15 protein-coding genes are annotated in these 15,395 nt (G+C 31.2%); all 15 read left to right on the forward strand.

All coding sequences use genetic code 11. The features are described 5' to 3' along the window. The first annotated feature begins 445 nt into the window (after nucleotides 1–445). The 15 genes from C8N41_RS05955 (at nucleotide 446) to C8N41_RS06025 (ending at nucleotide 15,289) form a co-directional block, all read left to right on the forward strand. Entirely contained in the window at nucleotides 446–1,702 is a 1,257-nt protein-coding gene (locus C8N41_RS05955) for a sulfate adenylyltransferase subunit 1 (RefSeq protein WP_115838557.1), read from the forward strand. Nucleotides 1,703–1,792: 90 nt separating this feature from the next. Next, nucleotides 1,793–2,581: a 3'(2'),5'-bisphosphate nucleotidase CysQ gene (gene cysQ / locus C8N41_RS05960; RefSeq protein ID WP_115838558.1), complete on the forward strand. Its 789-nt coding sequence runs from the start codon at nucleotides 1,793–1,795 to the stop codon at nucleotides 2,579–2,581. Between the two features lie 175 nt (nucleotides 2,582–2,756). Then, nucleotides 2,757–3,338, forward strand: coding sequence for an acyltransferase (locus C8N41_RS17125; protein WP_115838559.1), 582 nt, complete (start codon nucleotides 2,757–2,759; stop codon nucleotides 3,336–3,338). Further along, a complete protein-coding gene (locus tag C8N41_RS05970; protein WP_115838560.1) occupies nucleotides 3,338–4,756 on the forward strand; it encodes a lipopolysaccharide biosynthesis protein in 1,419 nt (472 codons plus the stop codon). Before C8N41_RS17125 ends, C8N41_RS05970 begins: the two co-directional genes overlap by 1 nt. Continuing rightward, on the forward strand, nucleotides 4,753–5,466 hold the full coding sequence (locus C8N41_RS17210; RefSeq protein ID WP_115838561.1) for an acyltransferase: 714 nt from the start codon (nucleotides 4,753–4,755) through the stop codon (nucleotides 5,464–5,466). Before C8N41_RS05970 ends, C8N41_RS17210 begins: the two co-directional genes overlap by 4 nt. Next, nucleotides 5,459–6,592 (forward strand): glycosyltransferase family 4 protein, encoded by a 1,134-nt coding sequence (locus C8N41_RS05980; protein ID WP_115838562.1) that lies wholly within the window; start codon nucleotides 5,459–5,461, stop codon nucleotides 6,590–6,592. The genes C8N41_RS17210 and C8N41_RS05980 overlap by 8 nt, the downstream gene beginning before the upstream one ends. Next, the gene (locus C8N41_RS05985) at nucleotides 6,573–7,718 is read left to right on the forward strand and encodes a glycosyltransferase (RefSeq protein WP_115838563.1); all 1,146 of its coding nucleotides are present in this window, start codon (nucleotides 6,573–6,575) and stop codon (nucleotides 7,716–7,718) included. The genes C8N41_RS05980 and C8N41_RS05985 overlap by 20 nt, the downstream gene beginning before the upstream one ends. A 320-nt stretch (nucleotides 7,719–8,038) precedes the next feature. Continuing rightward, complete coding sequence (locus C8N41_RS05990) at nucleotides 8,039–9,004, forward strand: hypothetical protein (RefSeq protein ID WP_147298935.1); 966 nt, start codon at nucleotides 8,039–8,041, stop codon at nucleotides 9,002–9,004. 107 nt (nucleotides 9,005–9,111) lie between these two features. Next, entirely contained in the window at nucleotides 9,112–9,933 is an 822-nt protein-coding gene (locus C8N41_RS05995; protein WP_170137094.1) for a polysaccharide deacetylase family protein, read from the forward strand. Further along, nucleotides 9,930–10,547 carry a hypothetical protein gene (locus C8N41_RS06000; protein WP_115838566.1) on the forward strand — a complete coding sequence of 206 codons (618 nt, stop codon included), beginning with the start codon at nucleotides 9,930–9,932 and terminating at the stop codon, nucleotides 10,545–10,547. Before C8N41_RS05995 ends, C8N41_RS06000 begins: the two co-directional genes overlap by 4 nt. Then, nucleotides 10,547–11,524, forward strand: coding sequence for a GNAT family N-acetyltransferase (locus C8N41_RS06005; RefSeq protein WP_115838567.1), 978 nt, complete (start codon nucleotides 10,547–10,549; stop codon nucleotides 11,522–11,524). Before C8N41_RS06000 ends, C8N41_RS06005 begins: the two co-directional genes overlap by 1 nt. Next, nucleotides 11,525–12,568: a glycosyltransferase family 4 protein gene (locus C8N41_RS06010; RefSeq protein ID WP_115838568.1), complete on the forward strand. Its 1,044-nt coding sequence runs from the start codon at nucleotides 11,525–11,527 to the stop codon at nucleotides 12,566–12,568. Then, a complete protein-coding gene (locus C8N41_RS06015) occupies nucleotides 12,558–13,415 on the forward strand; it encodes a sulfotransferase family protein (RefSeq protein ID WP_147298936.1) in 858 nt (285 codons plus the stop codon). The genes C8N41_RS06010 and C8N41_RS06015 overlap by 11 nt, the downstream gene beginning before the upstream one ends. Further along, nucleotides 13,402–14,589, forward strand: coding sequence for a delta-aminolevulinic acid dehydratase (locus tag C8N41_RS06020; RefSeq protein ID WP_115838570.1), 1,188 nt, complete (start codon nucleotides 13,402–13,404; stop codon nucleotides 14,587–14,589). The genes C8N41_RS06015 and C8N41_RS06020 overlap by 14 nt, the downstream gene beginning before the upstream one ends. Nucleotide 14,590: 1 nt before the next feature. Further along, nucleotides 14,591–15,289, forward strand: coding sequence for a WecB/TagA/CpsF family glycosyltransferase (locus tag C8N41_RS06025; protein WP_115838571.1), 699 nt, complete (start codon nucleotides 14,591–14,593; stop codon nucleotides 15,287–15,289). The last annotated feature ends 106 nt before the right edge of the window (nucleotides 15,290–15,395 follow it).

Here is a 15,395-nt window from a genome sequence, read left to right on the forward strand (position 1 = left end):
AAAATAGAGGTTAGAACCTAGAATATAGACTTTTTTGAGTGCTATTCTAAGGTTGAATTTTTATAAGAATTTAACGGCTGAACAATAGGAACGGTTTGTTTATGTTGTTTTAAAATGAGTTGCAAACTTTACCAAATGCCAAAACAACCTAACAATTATTTTACGTAAAAAATGATTTGAAGCGAAGGGGGTAAACAAAAATATCAGGAAATAGATTACATTAATGAAAACATATTATAAATATAAATTTAAGTGATTTTAAGAAAACGGCAGACCATTTTTGTGCCGTAGTAAAAGAAATTTTTAGGAAAATAATTTTCAGTTATGATTTTTTTGTTTCGTTTTTTGATCAAGCAAAAAATGAAAATTAGAAAATAAAAAAACAATATGAAGTTATGAGTAGTCTTATGAGTATAAGACCTACTAAAATGCAACAAAAAACATTATGAAATACCAAGACATAGAATTACTAAGATTCACAACAGCCGGAAGTGTAGATGACGGAAAAAGTACACTAATAGGACGCTTATTGTATGATAGTAAATCAATTTTTCAAGATCAATTAGATGCTGTGGAAGAGTCAAGCAAATCAAAAGGATTTGATTATGTGGATTTGTCTTTACTTACAGACGGTTTAAAATCTGAACGCGAACAAGGCATTACCATCGATGTAGCGTATCGTTATTTCGCCACTCCAAAACGTAAATTTATAATCGCAGATACTCCTGGTCATATACAGTACACGCGTAATATGGTGACGGGTGCATCAACAGCTAATTTGGCCATTATACTAATAGATGCTAGAAAAGGGATGCTAGAGCAAACCCATCGTCATGCTTTTATTGCGTCGTTGTTACGTATCCCGCATGCCATAGTATGTGTGAATAAAATGGATTTGGTGGATTATAGTGAAGAGGTGTATAATAACATCGTTTCCGGTTTTAAGACGTTTTCGTCTAAGTTGGGCATTAAAGATATTCAGTTTATTCCTATTTCGGCTTTAAATGGCGATAATGTGGTGAATCGTTCAGAGCACATGGACTGGTATCAAGGGAGTACGCTGATGTACCACTTGGAAACCGTGCATATTTCAAGCGATCATAATTTGGTCGATTGCCGTTTCCCAATTCAATCGGTAATTCGTCCTCATACATTAGAAAACCAAGATTATAGAGGTTTCGCTGGTCGTATTGATGGCGGAGTGTTTAAGCCTGGCGATAAAGTAAAATCCTTGCCTTCGGGATTCGTCTCTACAATTAAAACGATTGAACTTAACGGAGAGCAAATTCAAGAAGCTTTTGCACCAATGTCGGTAACGATGACCTTGGAAGATGAAATAGATAATAGCCGAGGAGATATGATTGTGCGCGAGAATAATGTGCCAGAAATCAGTCAAGATTTAGAGGTGTTAGTGACATGGATGAGCACAAAACCAATTCAGGCTCGTACCAAAGTGGTCATTAAACACACAACTAATGAATCTATTGGTATGGTTAAGGAATTAAAATACAAAATAGATATTAATACCTTGCATAGAATAGAAGGTATTGATAAGGTTGAAATGAATGATATAGCAAGGGTGTCTATTAGAACCGCTAAGCCTATATTTTATGATGCCTATAAGAAAAATCGTCAAACCGGAAGTATTATTATTATAGATGAACAAACCAATGAAACCATTGGTGCTGGGATGATTATTTAACAACTACATTTTGTAGTGGAGTATTGTCCCCTTGAGGGGACTTTAGGGGTGTTTTTCAATCAAGAGAATCTTATACTTACGTTTTAATATATGAACAATAATTTAAAAATAGCAATCGGAGCAGCCTTAGAAGCAGGAAAAGCAATTCTAGACATCTATCATTCCGATGATTTTCAAGTAGAACTGAAAGGTGACGATTCGCCTTTAACCAAAGCAGATATCGCATCACACAACGTTATTATGTCGCACTTGAAAGCAACAAATATTCCTGTCTTATCTGAAGAAGGGAAGTCAATTCCTTATGAAGAACGAAAGGACTGGAGGCAACTTTGGATTGTAGATCCTATCGATGGCACTAAAGAATTTATTAAACGTAATGGTGAGTTTACCGTAAACATTGCACTGGTCGAGAATCAAAAAACAGTTATTGGTGTTATTTATGTCCCGGTTTTAAACGATCTATATTTTTCAACTTCAGAAATGGGAGCTTTTAAAGTCAAAGTAAAATTGGAAGATTATAATGTAGAAACTCTAGTACAACAGGGCAGTAAATTACCCTTAGAAAGAGCAGATAAAACATTCACTATTGTAGCAAGTCGCTCACATCGATCTCCAGAAACAGATGATTATATTGATCAAATGCGAGAAAAACATGGTGATGTAAACCTGATTTCTAAAGGAAGTTCATTAAAGCTATGTATGGTCGCCGAAGGACAAGCGGATTGTTATCCGAGATTTGCGCCAACCATGGAATGGGATACCGCAGCTGGGCAAGCCATTTGTGAGCATGCTGGTTTTGAGGTAATAGATTGGAATACCAAAGAACGGATGTTGTATAATAGAGCGGAATTGTTGAATGCCTGGTTTTTGGTTTGTTAGGCTTAGAGTAGGAGTGTGGAAGTATGCAAACCGTTAAATTTTAATCCATTAATAATACTCAAATCCATTGGAGCTTTCTGAAATTAAAATATCTTTGTTAACTATTAATTTATATCTATAGATTTCTGTATGAGATTTTGCCCTCACTAAATTATTAAAAACGTTTAATTTACTCATGAATAATATAAGAATTGAGAATAAAGTATTTTATGAATTAACAAAATTTAAAAGTAAAATACGGTCATTTTTACTTTTTGGTAAGGTTAATAAAGTAAAATTTGGTAGAAAAATAAAACTTTCTGGTGAGGTTGAGTTTGGGAATAATGTATATATCCAAGATTACTCTAGTATCCGAGGGCGCAAAATTAAAATAGACGACAATGTTTTTATACACGAAAATGTGCTAATTCGTTCAAACGAGTATGTAATAATTGGTGAAAATACGACGATAAATAGAAACTGCTGTATTTTGGCTAAAGTTAAAATAGGCATAAATTGTTCAATTGCACCTAATGTAGTAATCGTTGGTTCAAATCACCTTTTTAAAGATGCATCTAGGTCAATAAAATCGCAAGGATCCGAACTTAAAGGGATTATAATTGAAGATGATGTTTGGATTGCTGCAAATGTAACTGTTTTAGATGGCGTAACGATTGGAGAGGGTGCGGTTATAGCTGCAGGTGCTGTGGTTAATAAAGATGTCCCTGCATTTTCTATTGTAGGTGGCGTGCCTGGTAAAATAATAGGACAAAGATAATGTCAAACGCAAAACATTATATCTGGAGCGCTGTCAATAGATTTGGTGTTCAGATTATCGGGTTTGTGGGTAATATATTGATAGCTAGAAAGTTGTCTCCTGATGACTATGGGTTGGTTGCAATGTTAGCTATTTTCATTGGGATATCATGGAATTTTACGGAAGCTGGATTTGCGGATTGCCTTATAAGAAAGCAAGATGCAGATAAAAAAGATTATGCTACAATATTTGTACATAATATCTCATTTTCAATATTCTTATACTTAATACTCTACTTTACAGCGCCACTAATTTCTGACTTTTACCAAAGAACAGAATTAGTTGATATTACGCGTATTTTGGGGTTGAGTATTATTATTAAAGCTTTGAGTTTAACTGAGTTTACCAAGATAAGAAAAAACTTAAAATTTAGTAGACTAGCCATTATTCAGTTAATTAGTAGCCTTGTTTCTGTTATAGTAGCATATGTAATGGCATTAAATAGCTTTGGGTATTGGGCAATTGTTAGTCAGACGTTATCCATTGCAGTGGTTAACTTAGTATTAATAATAATTTTAAATAAGTGGAAACCTTATTTTTATTTTAGTTGGAGCCGTTATAAAACTATGCGTGGTTTTAGTAATAATATGTTATTATCGTATTTTACAAATCAAATAGGTCAAAATATATATTCTGTATTTATTGGTAAGTTTCAGCCAACAGCAATTTTAGGTTTTTTTAATCAAGGTAGTAAAATTAACAATGTTAGTTTTCAGTCTATAAATGCTGTTGCCTTAACGACATCTTATCCTATATTGGCGAAAGAAAGGGATAGGAGTATCAGGAAGAAGATGTATGAAAATGTATTGAATTACTTCCTATTTGTACAATTTACAGTTAGCTTATTTATAGTTGGTGCTTCTAACGATTTAATAGTGTTACTATTTGGTCAAAAATGGGCTCCAACAGGACCGATCTTAATGCTATTAGTTATTTCTTTTCTTTTTATTCCATTATCGTCTTTAAATTCTAATATTATTAAAATAGAAAATAATTCACAACTTTATCGGAATCTTACATTTTTAAGAAACGGGTTAATTCTTTTGTCTTTAATGTTAACGTATAAATTCTCAATTGCGATTATTTTATATGGCTTAATATGTGCTAGATATATTTCTGTTATAATAGATGTGTTAGTTTGTGGTAAGCATATTGATTTTATGCCAAAAGAACAGGCACGTATTGCGTTAAAGCAAATTGTAGCACCATTTACTTCTTGTATTATTGCAGTTTATTTAACCAATTATTTTAATATAACCCTAGCATGGAAAAGCTTGGTTGTTTTTACGCCAATTTATTTTGCTAGCCTTATAGTGTTAAATATGCTAACACGAAACAAAACGTTTTTTATGTTTCTCAATAAAATAATAAGAAAATGAGTAGAGCAAGTAAATTAAAGTCTAAGATAGATAACTTTAAGCTGCGTTGGGCGCGTAGCTCACCTAAAAGATATATAAAGTTTCTTCGTTCTAAAGGAGTTAAAATAGGGGATGATTTATTTGTTACAAACGATGTTAAATCATTATCGATAGATATAACAAGACCGTCGTTAATAGAAATAGGTAATAATGTGCGTTTAAATAAAAATTTAACGATTGTTACGCATGATGGAGCTTTCTATGTTTTAAAAAATAAATACAAAGAATTTATACCTGCTTCAGGAAGAATTAAAATCGGAAATAATGTTTATTTTGGTCGTAATTGTACAGTCCTAAAAGGAGCTAGTATTGGTGATAATTGTATTATTGGATTTGGATCTATTGTGTCTAAAAGTATTCCTGATAATTCAGTTGCTGTAGGTGCCCCAGCTAAAGTTGTTTGTTCAATTGAAGATTATTATAAGAAAAGAAAAGAAGAGTCGGTTGAGCAGGCTCTTGATTATGCAAGAAGTATTCAAGAAAGATTTAACAGAAAACCAAGAATTGAGGAGTTTTGGGAGGAATTTCCACTTTTTATTAATGGAGATGAAGATTGTCCAGAAATACGGATAAAAAAACAATTGGGAGATGCTTATGAGCATTTCAAAAAAAATAATAAAGCTGTGTTTAACGGGTTTGATGATTTTTTAAAAGCAGCAGGTATTGAATAAGAAAATTGTCATACTACATCCGGCATTTTGGAAACAAGCTATGGGAGGAGCTGAGATACAAATCAAGTATTTGGTCGATTTTCTATTAAAAAAAAACGTACAAGTTCATTATGTGTATGAAGATAAGGGTACTGCAATAGGTACTGTTATGCATGAAAATCTAATTTTACACCCACTATCAAGAATTAAATTATCTAAACGTTTTGGAAATCGTTGGTTTTTATATCGAAATAAGATTAATTATATCTTGAATGAGGTTCAGCCAGATGGTATTTATACAAGGTTTTTCTCCTCATGGAGTGGATTTGCATCTGAGTATGCGTTAAAGAATAACATTCCTCATATTTGGGCTATAGCATCTGATAATGATTTAAAAGTATTAGAGAGGTCAATAAGTCTAATTAAGCCCTTAGATATTATTGAAAATAGATATGTAAAAAGAGCGTTTAAACTAGCCACAGTTATTATTGTGCAAAATATATGGCAAGAAGCTGAATTACAACAAAAACATAATCGCAAAGGTTTATTTTTAAAACAAGCGGCTCCTTATGATAATCAGAGTATAGTCGTTAAAAGTGAAACAGTTTTAAAAATTGTTTGGATTGCGAATATGAAGAGCTTAAAAAGACCAGATCTATTTGTAAATTTAGTAAAACATTTTAGAGAATTTAAGGAGGTTAAATTTGAAATGATAGGGCGGATGATGCCAAAATATAATAATATAATAAAGCAAGAAGAGGAAAATAACGCTATGTTCGAGTATTTAGGTGAACTATCCAATACAGAAGTTAATAAGGTGTTGTTGGGTGCAGATATCTTAATTAATACAAGTGATTATGAGGGATTTTCAAATACGTTTATACAAGCCTGGTTAAGAAAGAATATTGTAATGAGTATGAACTCCAACCCGGATGATATTTTAACGACTTATGAGGTTGGGTTTTTATGTCCAACAATCGATCAAATGATTCAAAAAATAACATTTTTGAAAAAGAATAAAGACGTTTTGAGAACAATGCAAAGTAGAGCTATGGAGTATGTTCTTGAAGAACATAATCTAGAGAACAATTTAAATATAATTGCGAACCTATTAAAAATAGAGGAAAATGGATCTACATTGGTTTGAATCAAAACAGTTAGATAGAGTTACTAACTACTCTACTGAAATCGAAATATTAAAAGCAGGAAATCGAAGGCAGGTGAATGTACAGTACTATTGTACGTTCGCTAAAACAAAAAAATATTTTGGGTTAAAGAAGAATATACAATACCTTGGTGTTTTTAAGAATAAATATATTAAAGCTATTGAGTTTAGACTCTTAATTTTATATAAATCGCTTTTACTTGTGTTAAACTATAATGATAATGTTATTATGGTTAACCAAGATTTAATTAAAAATGTTTTACCTTCTGTTTTATTGAATAAACTGTTTAATAAAAATAACAAGTTTATCGTTGATATTCGTACCACTCCTACTAACCCAGAAACCTTTGATAAGGATATGGCTCTATTTCATAGTAAATTTAAAGTAGCAGTTAAATATTTTGATGGTCTAAGTTTTATTACACCATTTATGGAGCGTTATGTAATGCAAAAGTATCAGTCTAAATTGCCAACCGTGAATTGGAGTTCTGGTGCAGATATTAATTTGTTTAACGCTAAAGAATATACGAAATCAGAGATAAATTCGGTTTTTAAGGTGTTTTATCATGGAGGTATATCAGTATCTAGAGGAAATTTATCCTTAATAAAAGCATGTGAAGATCTGGTAAAAAAGGGCTATGCTATTGAGCTCACTTTAGTTGGTATTTGTGTAGATAGAGAAATTGAATCCTATATAAATAGTAATAATCTTGAAGATTGGTGTAAATTATTGAAGCCAGTACCGTTAGAAGACATACCCCAATATATAATGGATTGTGATTTGCCTGTACTCCCTTTTCCTAATTTTATGGCCTGGCGTGTGTCTAGCCCAATAAAATTGATGGAGTATTTAGCCATGGGAAAAAAAGCATTAGCCCCCAATATAGAGGCCTTTACCGACGTGTTTGAAAAAGATTCAGATCTTATTTTTTTATATGATGCGACGCGAGATAATCAGATAGAGGAAATAAGTAAAAACATAGCTCAAATTATAGATCAGAACTTGTTAAAAGAACATAAACCTCAAAATGCTATTGACTTTGTAAGTGCTAATTACACTTGGGATAAACAGGCAAATAATTTATTTGACTTTTGTGAAACACTATGAATTCCATTAAATTAAAACTATTATTTTTAATGATATTCTTGGTTTTTACTCAAGGGTTGTGGGAGAGAGTTTTCTTTTTTTCGTCATTAATTCAATATACAATTGATGGTGCAATAGTAATTTTTATTATATTTCAATTTAAGTTTAATCGTAATGTTCCAGGATCTAAGGTGTTCCTGTTTTTATGTTTAATTTTCTTTTCTGTAAGTGTATTGAATAACAGTTCTATAATTAGGGCATTGTTTTATATGAGATTTCTTCTTTATACTTATGTAATATATAATCAATTGTTTTCAGTAATTATACCTCCTAAAACTTGGATGAAAATATTACGTTTTCTAGGTTTAATGGTTCTTATACAAGGGGGAGGAGCTTTTTTTAATATTTTTATTTTAGGAGAAAGAATTGAAGGTTATGTCGGTTTAATGTCTAGTTTAGGAGGTACTACAGCTACAGTATTTCCATTGTTAATTTCAACCCTGGTACTAATTTATTATCTCTTTTCTCCTAAACTATCGACTAAGGCACTTATCATGTTGAGTCTATTCTTGTTTAGTGGTTTTTTAGTAGGGTATTCTAGTGGTAAAAGAGGAATTTATTTTATAATCCCCATTATTTTAACAGTAACCCTAATAATGGCACTACCAAAATTAAAGAAAACAGGCTATTTTAATAGGAAAATTTCAGGTTTAGCATTGGCAGGATCGCTTATTTTTCCTTTGATGATTTTTGGTATTATGAATTCTAAAGGGCTTAACTACACCTTGTCTGGTAATGAATCTGCTTCAGAGGTTATCTCTAGATCCATTACGTATGCAGATGGTTATGAAAATGCTACAGATCAATACGGTAATACTACAGGCCGTTCAAATACAACTTTACGTATTTTAGAAAACACATTGTCAGATCCACTATTATTTTTTATAGGTTATGGATTTGGAGCTACAAAAGAGGAAGCTACGTTAAAAAGTCTAGGGTTTGTATACGGTATTGTGGGCTTTACAAGAGACCTTATTTCTGGAGGCGTTTTCCTTAGTCTGCTAACCATAGTTATATTAGGCAGAGTTATCTATGTTAATAAATCTATAAAAACAGACGTGACGACAATAGTACGTCGAGCAATTTTAATAATATTTTTATATATACATCTATTTTATTCATCAGATTTTACCGTGAGTATAAAAATTAATCTAATTGTTATAATTATAATGGCCTTATTAAATAGTCCTGTCCATCATATGATCTTAATAGATTTACTTAAAACGAGAAAGTTTATAAAACAATGAAAATGAGGCGGTTAATTTCTTTAATATTAAAAGAGACGGTGGGGTTTCTTTTTTTGAGATTAGGAGGGGTCTATTTCTTAAAATACAAATTGAGGGATCAACCGTATTTGATTGTTTTAAATTATCACAATTTTTCAGAATACAATAATTATAGGTTAAAACGTGGTAAAACTTTAAAATCGGGCTATGGTTCTAATTTTAATAAACAAATTAGGTTTTTAAACAAGCATTTTCAGTTTAGCTACCCAAATGAGTTTTTTGGAGACAAAACAACAAGCGGAATACATATATTAATAACATTTGATGATGGTTATAAAGATAATTATGATATTGCATTTCCTATTCTAAAACAACACAATGCAAAAGTAATATTCTTTATTGTAACTAATATTATTGGGACAAATGATTGGTTAACTCACGATAAGCTAAGGTTCTTAGTGGAAAAAAAATATAAAAGTGAAAATGAAGTAGAAACCTGTCTAAAAAAAATGAATCAAGGACATTCTATTGCGACTTGGATAAAACAAAATGAGAATTTAATAGCAATTCCAGAACAACGTTTAATGATGAATTGGAAAGAGGTAGAAGAAATAGATAAGGAAGGGTTCAAAATAGCACCGCACACCCACCAACATTCTATATTATCTTTTTTAGATTACACAAAGCAAGAAGGTGAAATTCAGACTTCTATAAAAACTTTGGAAAGTAAATTGAAAAAAATATGTAACTATTTCGCATACCCTAATGGGCTATATAATGCCGATTCTTTGAATGTTTTAAATAAGAGTGCAATTCAGTATGGCTTTACAACACAACCTGGTTTTAATTCAAAAGAAAATGCACCTCTACAATTGAAACGAATAGGGGTAAATGCATCGGATAGCATAGGTGTATTGCTTTTAAAACTGTATTTAAATAGAAAAAAATGAAGATAAAAGGCTTTATTGATCAATATGGATGGTCAGCAGTACCTAGACTTTTTAAAGCAGTACTTCGTAAATTTGGGATTATAATAGAAACTTTTTTTTTATTAAAGTACAAATTAAATGAACTAGATATAACGCATAAGTTTAATAAGTACAATTACTCAGATGTTAGAGAGCTCACTGAGAAAGACATTTCGAAGATTAAATTTGTGAGTTCTGAAAAACTAGAAATTTATAAAAATAGATTTCACAGTGGGGATTATTCATGCTATGCTATTATTAAAAATAAAGAAATACAGTATTTAACATGGATTTCATGGAAAGATATGAACTACCCAACTATTTTTGAAAGGAAAGAAGACTTAAACCCTGATGAAGCACTGTTAGAAGATTCATTTTGTAGTCCACAGCACAGGGGGAGAGGTTATCATTCTATGATGAATATCTTTAGATTGAAAAAAATATTAGACCAGCAGAAATCAGAGGTGTTAGTTTTGGTGTTAAAAGAAAATAAACCAGCGCTTAAAGTGCAACTTAAAAGTGGATTTTATTTCGACTCTAGAATAAAGTTTATAAAAATTGGGAAATGGATTAAAATATTTCAACAAAAAATATAATGATAGAAATTAAAGATGCAGACGTTTTTTTTGAGATTCAGAAAAAAATAAAGAAAATTCCTTTTACCCAATCAAAAGGATGGTACAAGTATACATTGCATAAAAACAACGATATTTGCTTTTATGTTGATAATGATACTAATGTGAATATTGCCCTATGGGGAAGGTCACAAAAAATACCATTCACAAATAAAAAACTTCTCCTAATTAGTGGTGAAGCAATATCACAAAATGTAGATGAGAAAAAGGTTATAAATTTTTATGAAAATTTGAGTAAAACAGATTATCAAGGTATTGAGTTAAATAGCGATAATGAGTATGATATAGAATTTGAAATAGGGTTAAGAAGAGCAGGTTTTGTTAGGCCTATTGGTGGGTTTACATGTCCTTTAACAATTAATTTTCAAATTCAAGATGATTTCAACTTTAACAGAAATTGGAAAAGAAATGTAAAAAAATCGGTGGTATCAGAGTTAAGGTTTGAGGAAGTTATGACGATAACAGATGAAATTATTAAAACTATAATTCTGATGTTCAGGGAAATGGCAGATTTAAAAAACTTGAGTTATCAATTAGAAGAAGATAGCTTAGCAAGGCTTTTGAATAGTACTGATATGAGATTGTTTGTGGTATATGATAAGCAAGACCAACCTGTTGCGGCAAGAATAATACATGACAATAAGCCTTATGCGTCAGATGTTTATGCAGCAAATTCATTAGAGGCACGAGGAAATGGGGCAACCTATTTTATAATGCAAAAAATATTTGAACAATTAAAAGACGAAAGTTTTCAAGAATTTGATTTTGGTAGGATTCCTCCAAGTAATCATGCTACAGATAGTGTCTATATATTTAAAAATGCATCTAGAGGAAAAAAAATACAATACAATGGGGAGTGGAGTTTTTATAAAAGTAAGTGGTTAGAATTCTTTATGTTTTTATACAAAAATTTCAAATTGAAAAAACAACGTTATTAAATGAAAATTCTAATAAATACTCCTGATACATCAATCTTAGGTGGAGTTGCGAATCATTACAAGGGATTAAAACCCTACTGGTCGCATCATGTGAGATACAATTTTATAGGAGGTCGTAAAGGTTTACCAGGGCCAATATGGCTGATTTTCGATTATGTGAAATTTATATTTTTATGTGCTTTTGGTAAATATGATGTAATATTATTAAATCCTTCATTAGGTAAAACGGCAATTAAAAGGGATGCGTTATTTTTAAAAATTGCTATATTTTTTAAAATTAAAACAGTAGTTTTTTTTCATGGTTGGTCAAAAAATATGGTTAATGAATTAAACAAAAACTCATCTAAATTTACTGAAATATTTAATAAGGCAGATAAATTAATTGTTTTAGCTAAAGCATTTAAAAATGATTTAATAAACTGGGGAATTACAAAACCAATCTATCAAACCACAACTAAAGTAAATGATGAATTGCTAAGTGGATTTGATTTTAATACTAAGTCATGGGATCCTAATATTCTTTTTCTTACTCGGGTTGAAACTTATAAAGGAATATTTACGACTTTAGATGCTTTTTTAGAAGCTAAGTCAAAGTTTCCAAGCGCAACTTTAACTGTTGCAGGTAACGGTTCTAAATTGGCTTTAGCAAAAAAGTTTGTAACAGATAACAAAGTTCAAGGGGTGAAATTTCTAGGTAATATTTCAGGAAAAGAATTAGTTGAGACATTTTCAAAAGCATCAGTATATATCCTTCCTTCTCATGGAGAGGGTATGCCCACCTCTGTTCTTGAGGCAATGGCATTTGGGTTGCCTATTATTTCAAGACCTGTTGGAGGGTTGGTTGATTTTTTTGAAGAGGATAAAATGGGGTATCTGATTAATAGTCTTAATCCTGAGGATTATGCTGAGAGAATTTTAGAGTTATTTCAAGACAAAGAAAAAACAAAAAAAATAGGACGCTATAACTATGAGTATGCTAATGAATATTTTATGGCATCAAAAGTAGTACTAAACATTGAAAATATATTACAAGATGAAAAATAATCCTATTTTTATAATTGGCGTGAGCCGGACAGGTTCAAAATTTTATATGCAATTACTCAACTCTCACCCTGATATATGCATCTTACCCGAATTAATGTTTAAGCATCCCCATAAAAAGGATTTATTTTCTGAAGTGGAATTGAAATTACAAGAAAATAATCTTGAAGCTTTAGTCGAAAGTCTTTATCTTTTTAAAGAGAGAGCAACTTATACTAACACTATTAAATTAGTAGATAGAGAATTATTGAAAAGTAATTTAGCTAATTTAGAATACTTAAAACCCTATACAGTATTAAATAGTATATTAAAATTGGCAGCTTTAAGCAAGAACAAAAAGCAATATGGTGCTAAGTTTCCAATACACTATAGTTACACCGCTGAATTACTACATGCAAATAAGAATAGTAGGATAATTTACTTAACTCGAGATCCTAGAGCTATATTTTACTCTGATTACAGAAAGAAGAGAGATGAGCAGAAAAATATAGGTAATAACTTCCCAATAAAAGGGATGCTTTTAAAACCAGCTGTTTTATTTTACACAATTCTAGAATGGAAAAAAAGTATGACTCTATTTAAAAAAATGAAAAAAAGTAAATTGGGGGAGAGAATTAAATTGTTCAAATTTGAAAGTATTATTATAGAGGAGGAGCAAGTAATAAAAAGCATAGCAAAGTTTATTGATGAGAAACCAGATAGTTTTTCAACAGAAAACATGAAAATTATGGACTCGAGTTTTTCTGAAAAACCAAAATTAAACCGTTGGAAAAATAACTTGAACACTATTGAAAAATTAATTTTTAAAATTTCTATTGGACGTAAAATGAAGGAATATGGATATCTGTAAGTCATTTTATAAACTAAAAACTTATTGTGAAGCCGAAGATTTCAAAGGTTGGGATCCTTATGATGGGATGAACTCTAAGGTTTTTCAGGCCCTACCATTAAAACATTGGGACTTAGCACGATTAGCTTGGATTCAAGGATTTAAGCGGAGTCCTATTAATTTTAGAAAGCTACTTTTGGTGCCTAAAGAGCATAATACAAAAGGTTTGGCTTTATTTCTTTTAGGGTATTGCCGCTTATATAAGTTAGCTGAAAGCGGAAATGAAGACTTTGGAACTAAAGACCAGATTTTACAGCGTATTAATGAACTTTCAGAATTACTATTAGGCTTAAGGTCTAAAGGCTATTCGGGGTCAGCTTGGGGATATAATTTCGATTGGCAAGCGAGACGTTTGTTTTTGTTTAAAAAATATACACCAACGGTTGTAGCCACTTGTTTTTGTGTGGAAGCTTTACTAGAAAGTTACGAAATCACTAAAAATGAACAAGTTTTAAAAGAAACGGTAACGGCTGCCGATTTTGTAGTAAAGGATTTATCGAGAACAAAACATGGCAGCGGAATCATTTTTTCATATAGTGTGCTAGATGGTAATAATACCGTGATTAACGCATCGTTATTAGGAGCTAAAATATTAAGCTATTCTTATAAATATACCAAAAACCAAACGCATGCTGATTTAGCAAAACAAGCGGTTATGGCAGCTTGTGATTTGCAAAGTGAAGATGGTTCCTGGATTTATGGTTTATTGCCCGTACAATCTTGGATCGATAGTTTTCATACCGGCTTCAATTTAGATGCTATTGAAACCTATCAACAAAATACTGGAGATCTAAGCTTTCAAACGTATTTAGATAAAGGATTAAAGTACTATCTAGACAATTTCTTTGAAGCTAATGGGATGCCAAAATATTACCACGATAAAACATTTCCAATAGATATTCATTGTCCAGCACAAGTCATTGTAACCTTATCTAAGATGAAAGCGTTTCGACCTAATAAAGCTTTACTTTCTAAAGTGTTACATTGGACTATAGATAATATGCAACATAAAAAAGGCTACTTTTATTATCAATATAGACAAGGCATGAGTTCTAAAATATCCTATATGCGGTGGTCTAATGCCTTTATGTTTAACGCTATGGCGCATTACTTACTAGAAACAAAATCTAAATAATATGGAGGCTAAGTCCTTAAACGGAGTCATGACTTTTGCTCCAACATCCAGAAAAGAATTAATGCAATATGCCTTTGATAACCATAAAATTATGGTGGCTGTTAATGCAGAGAAAATTTTGCATGCTACAGATGAAAGTAGAGCACTAATCAATAGAAATATGGGATATCCAGATGGTATTGGTGCAGTTTGGGCTTTACAGAAAAAAGGAATAGATAAAGTCGTTAAGATTCCTGGGTGTGAACTATGGTTAGATGTTGTTGCTAATTATTATAAGACAAAATCGTTCTATTTAGTGGGTGGAAAACAAGAGGTCATTGAAGAGACGGTTTCTAAATTAAAATCAGAATTTAATGGCATCAATATCTGTAACTATAGAAATGGTTATATTAAGACAGAAGTTGAAGAATTGGCTTTAATTGACGATATTAAAAAGCACAATCCAGATGTCGTTTTTGTAGCCATGGGCTCGCCAAAGCAAGAGTTATTAATGGAACGTATTCAAAAAGAACATCAAGCCGTTTATCAGGGCTTAGGTGGAAGTTATGATGTCTATACAGGAAATGTAAAACGGGCACCAGAGTGGTGGGTAAAAAACAACATGGAATGGACCTATAGATTGTTAAGCCAGCCATCAAGAATAAAACGACAAATACACTTAGTTCGATTTTTTGTTAATTTGCACTTAAATCGGTATTAATTTGGATTATAATATCCTTTTTAATGTTATAAATATTATTAAAAAGTAACAATATCTCATTGCAAGAGCTTTAATGAAGTTTTAATGTAATAGTATCAATATAAAA

This window comes from Winogradskyella sediminis (assembly GCF_003387355.1).
Classification (GTDB): domain Bacteria; phylum Bacteroidota; class Bacteroidia; order Flavobacteriales; family Flavobacteriaceae; genus Winogradskyella; species Winogradskyella sediminis.

Coding starts and splice junctions, on each gene's coding strand:
- C8N41_RS05990 (WP_147298935.1), top strand. CDS start 8,039: ATGAAAATATTACGTTTTCTAGGTTTAATGGTTCTTATACAAGGGGGA.
- C8N41_RS06000 (WP_115838566.1), top strand. CDS start 9,930: ATGAAGATAAAAGGCTTTATTGATCAATATGGATGGTCAGCAGTACCT.
- C8N41_RS17210 (WP_115838561.1), top strand. CDS start 4,753: ATGAGTAGAGCAAGTAAATTAAAGTCTAAGATAGATAACTTTAAGCTG.
- C8N41_RS06015 (WP_147298936.1), top strand. CDS start 12,558: ATGAAAAATAATCCTATTTTTATAATTGGCGTGAGCCGGACAGGTTCA.
- C8N41_RS05985 (WP_115838563.1), top strand. CDS start 6,573: ATGGATCTACATTGGTTTGAATCAAAACAGTTAGATAGAGTTACTAAC.
- C8N41_RS05970 (WP_115838560.1), top strand. CDS start 3,338: ATGTCAAACGCAAAACATTATATCTGGAGCGCTGTCAATAGATTTGGT.
- C8N41_RS06010 (WP_115838568.1), top strand. CDS start 11,525: ATGAAAATTCTAATAAATACTCCTGATACATCAATCTTAGGTGGAGTT.
- C8N41_RS06020 (WP_115838570.1), top strand. CDS start 13,402: ATGGATATCTGTAAGTCATTTTATAAACTAAAAACTTATTGTGAAGCC.
- C8N41_RS06005 (WP_115838567.1), top strand. CDS start 10,547: ATGATAGAAATTAAAGATGCAGACGTTTTTTTTGAGATTCAGAAAAAA.
- C8N41_RS17125 (WP_115838559.1), top strand. CDS start 2,757: ATGAATAATATAAGAATTGAGAATAAAGTATTTTATGAATTAACAAAA.
- C8N41_RS06025 (WP_115838571.1), top strand. CDS start 14,591: ATGGAGGCTAAGTCCTTAAACGGAGTCATGACTTTTGCTCCAACATCC.
- C8N41_RS05955 (WP_115838557.1), top strand. CDS start 446: ATGAAATACCAAGACATAGAATTACTAAGATTCACAACAGCCGGAAGT.
- cysQ (WP_115838558.1), top strand. CDS start 1,793: ATGAACAATAATTTAAAAATAGCAATCGGAGCAGCCTTAGAAGCAGGA.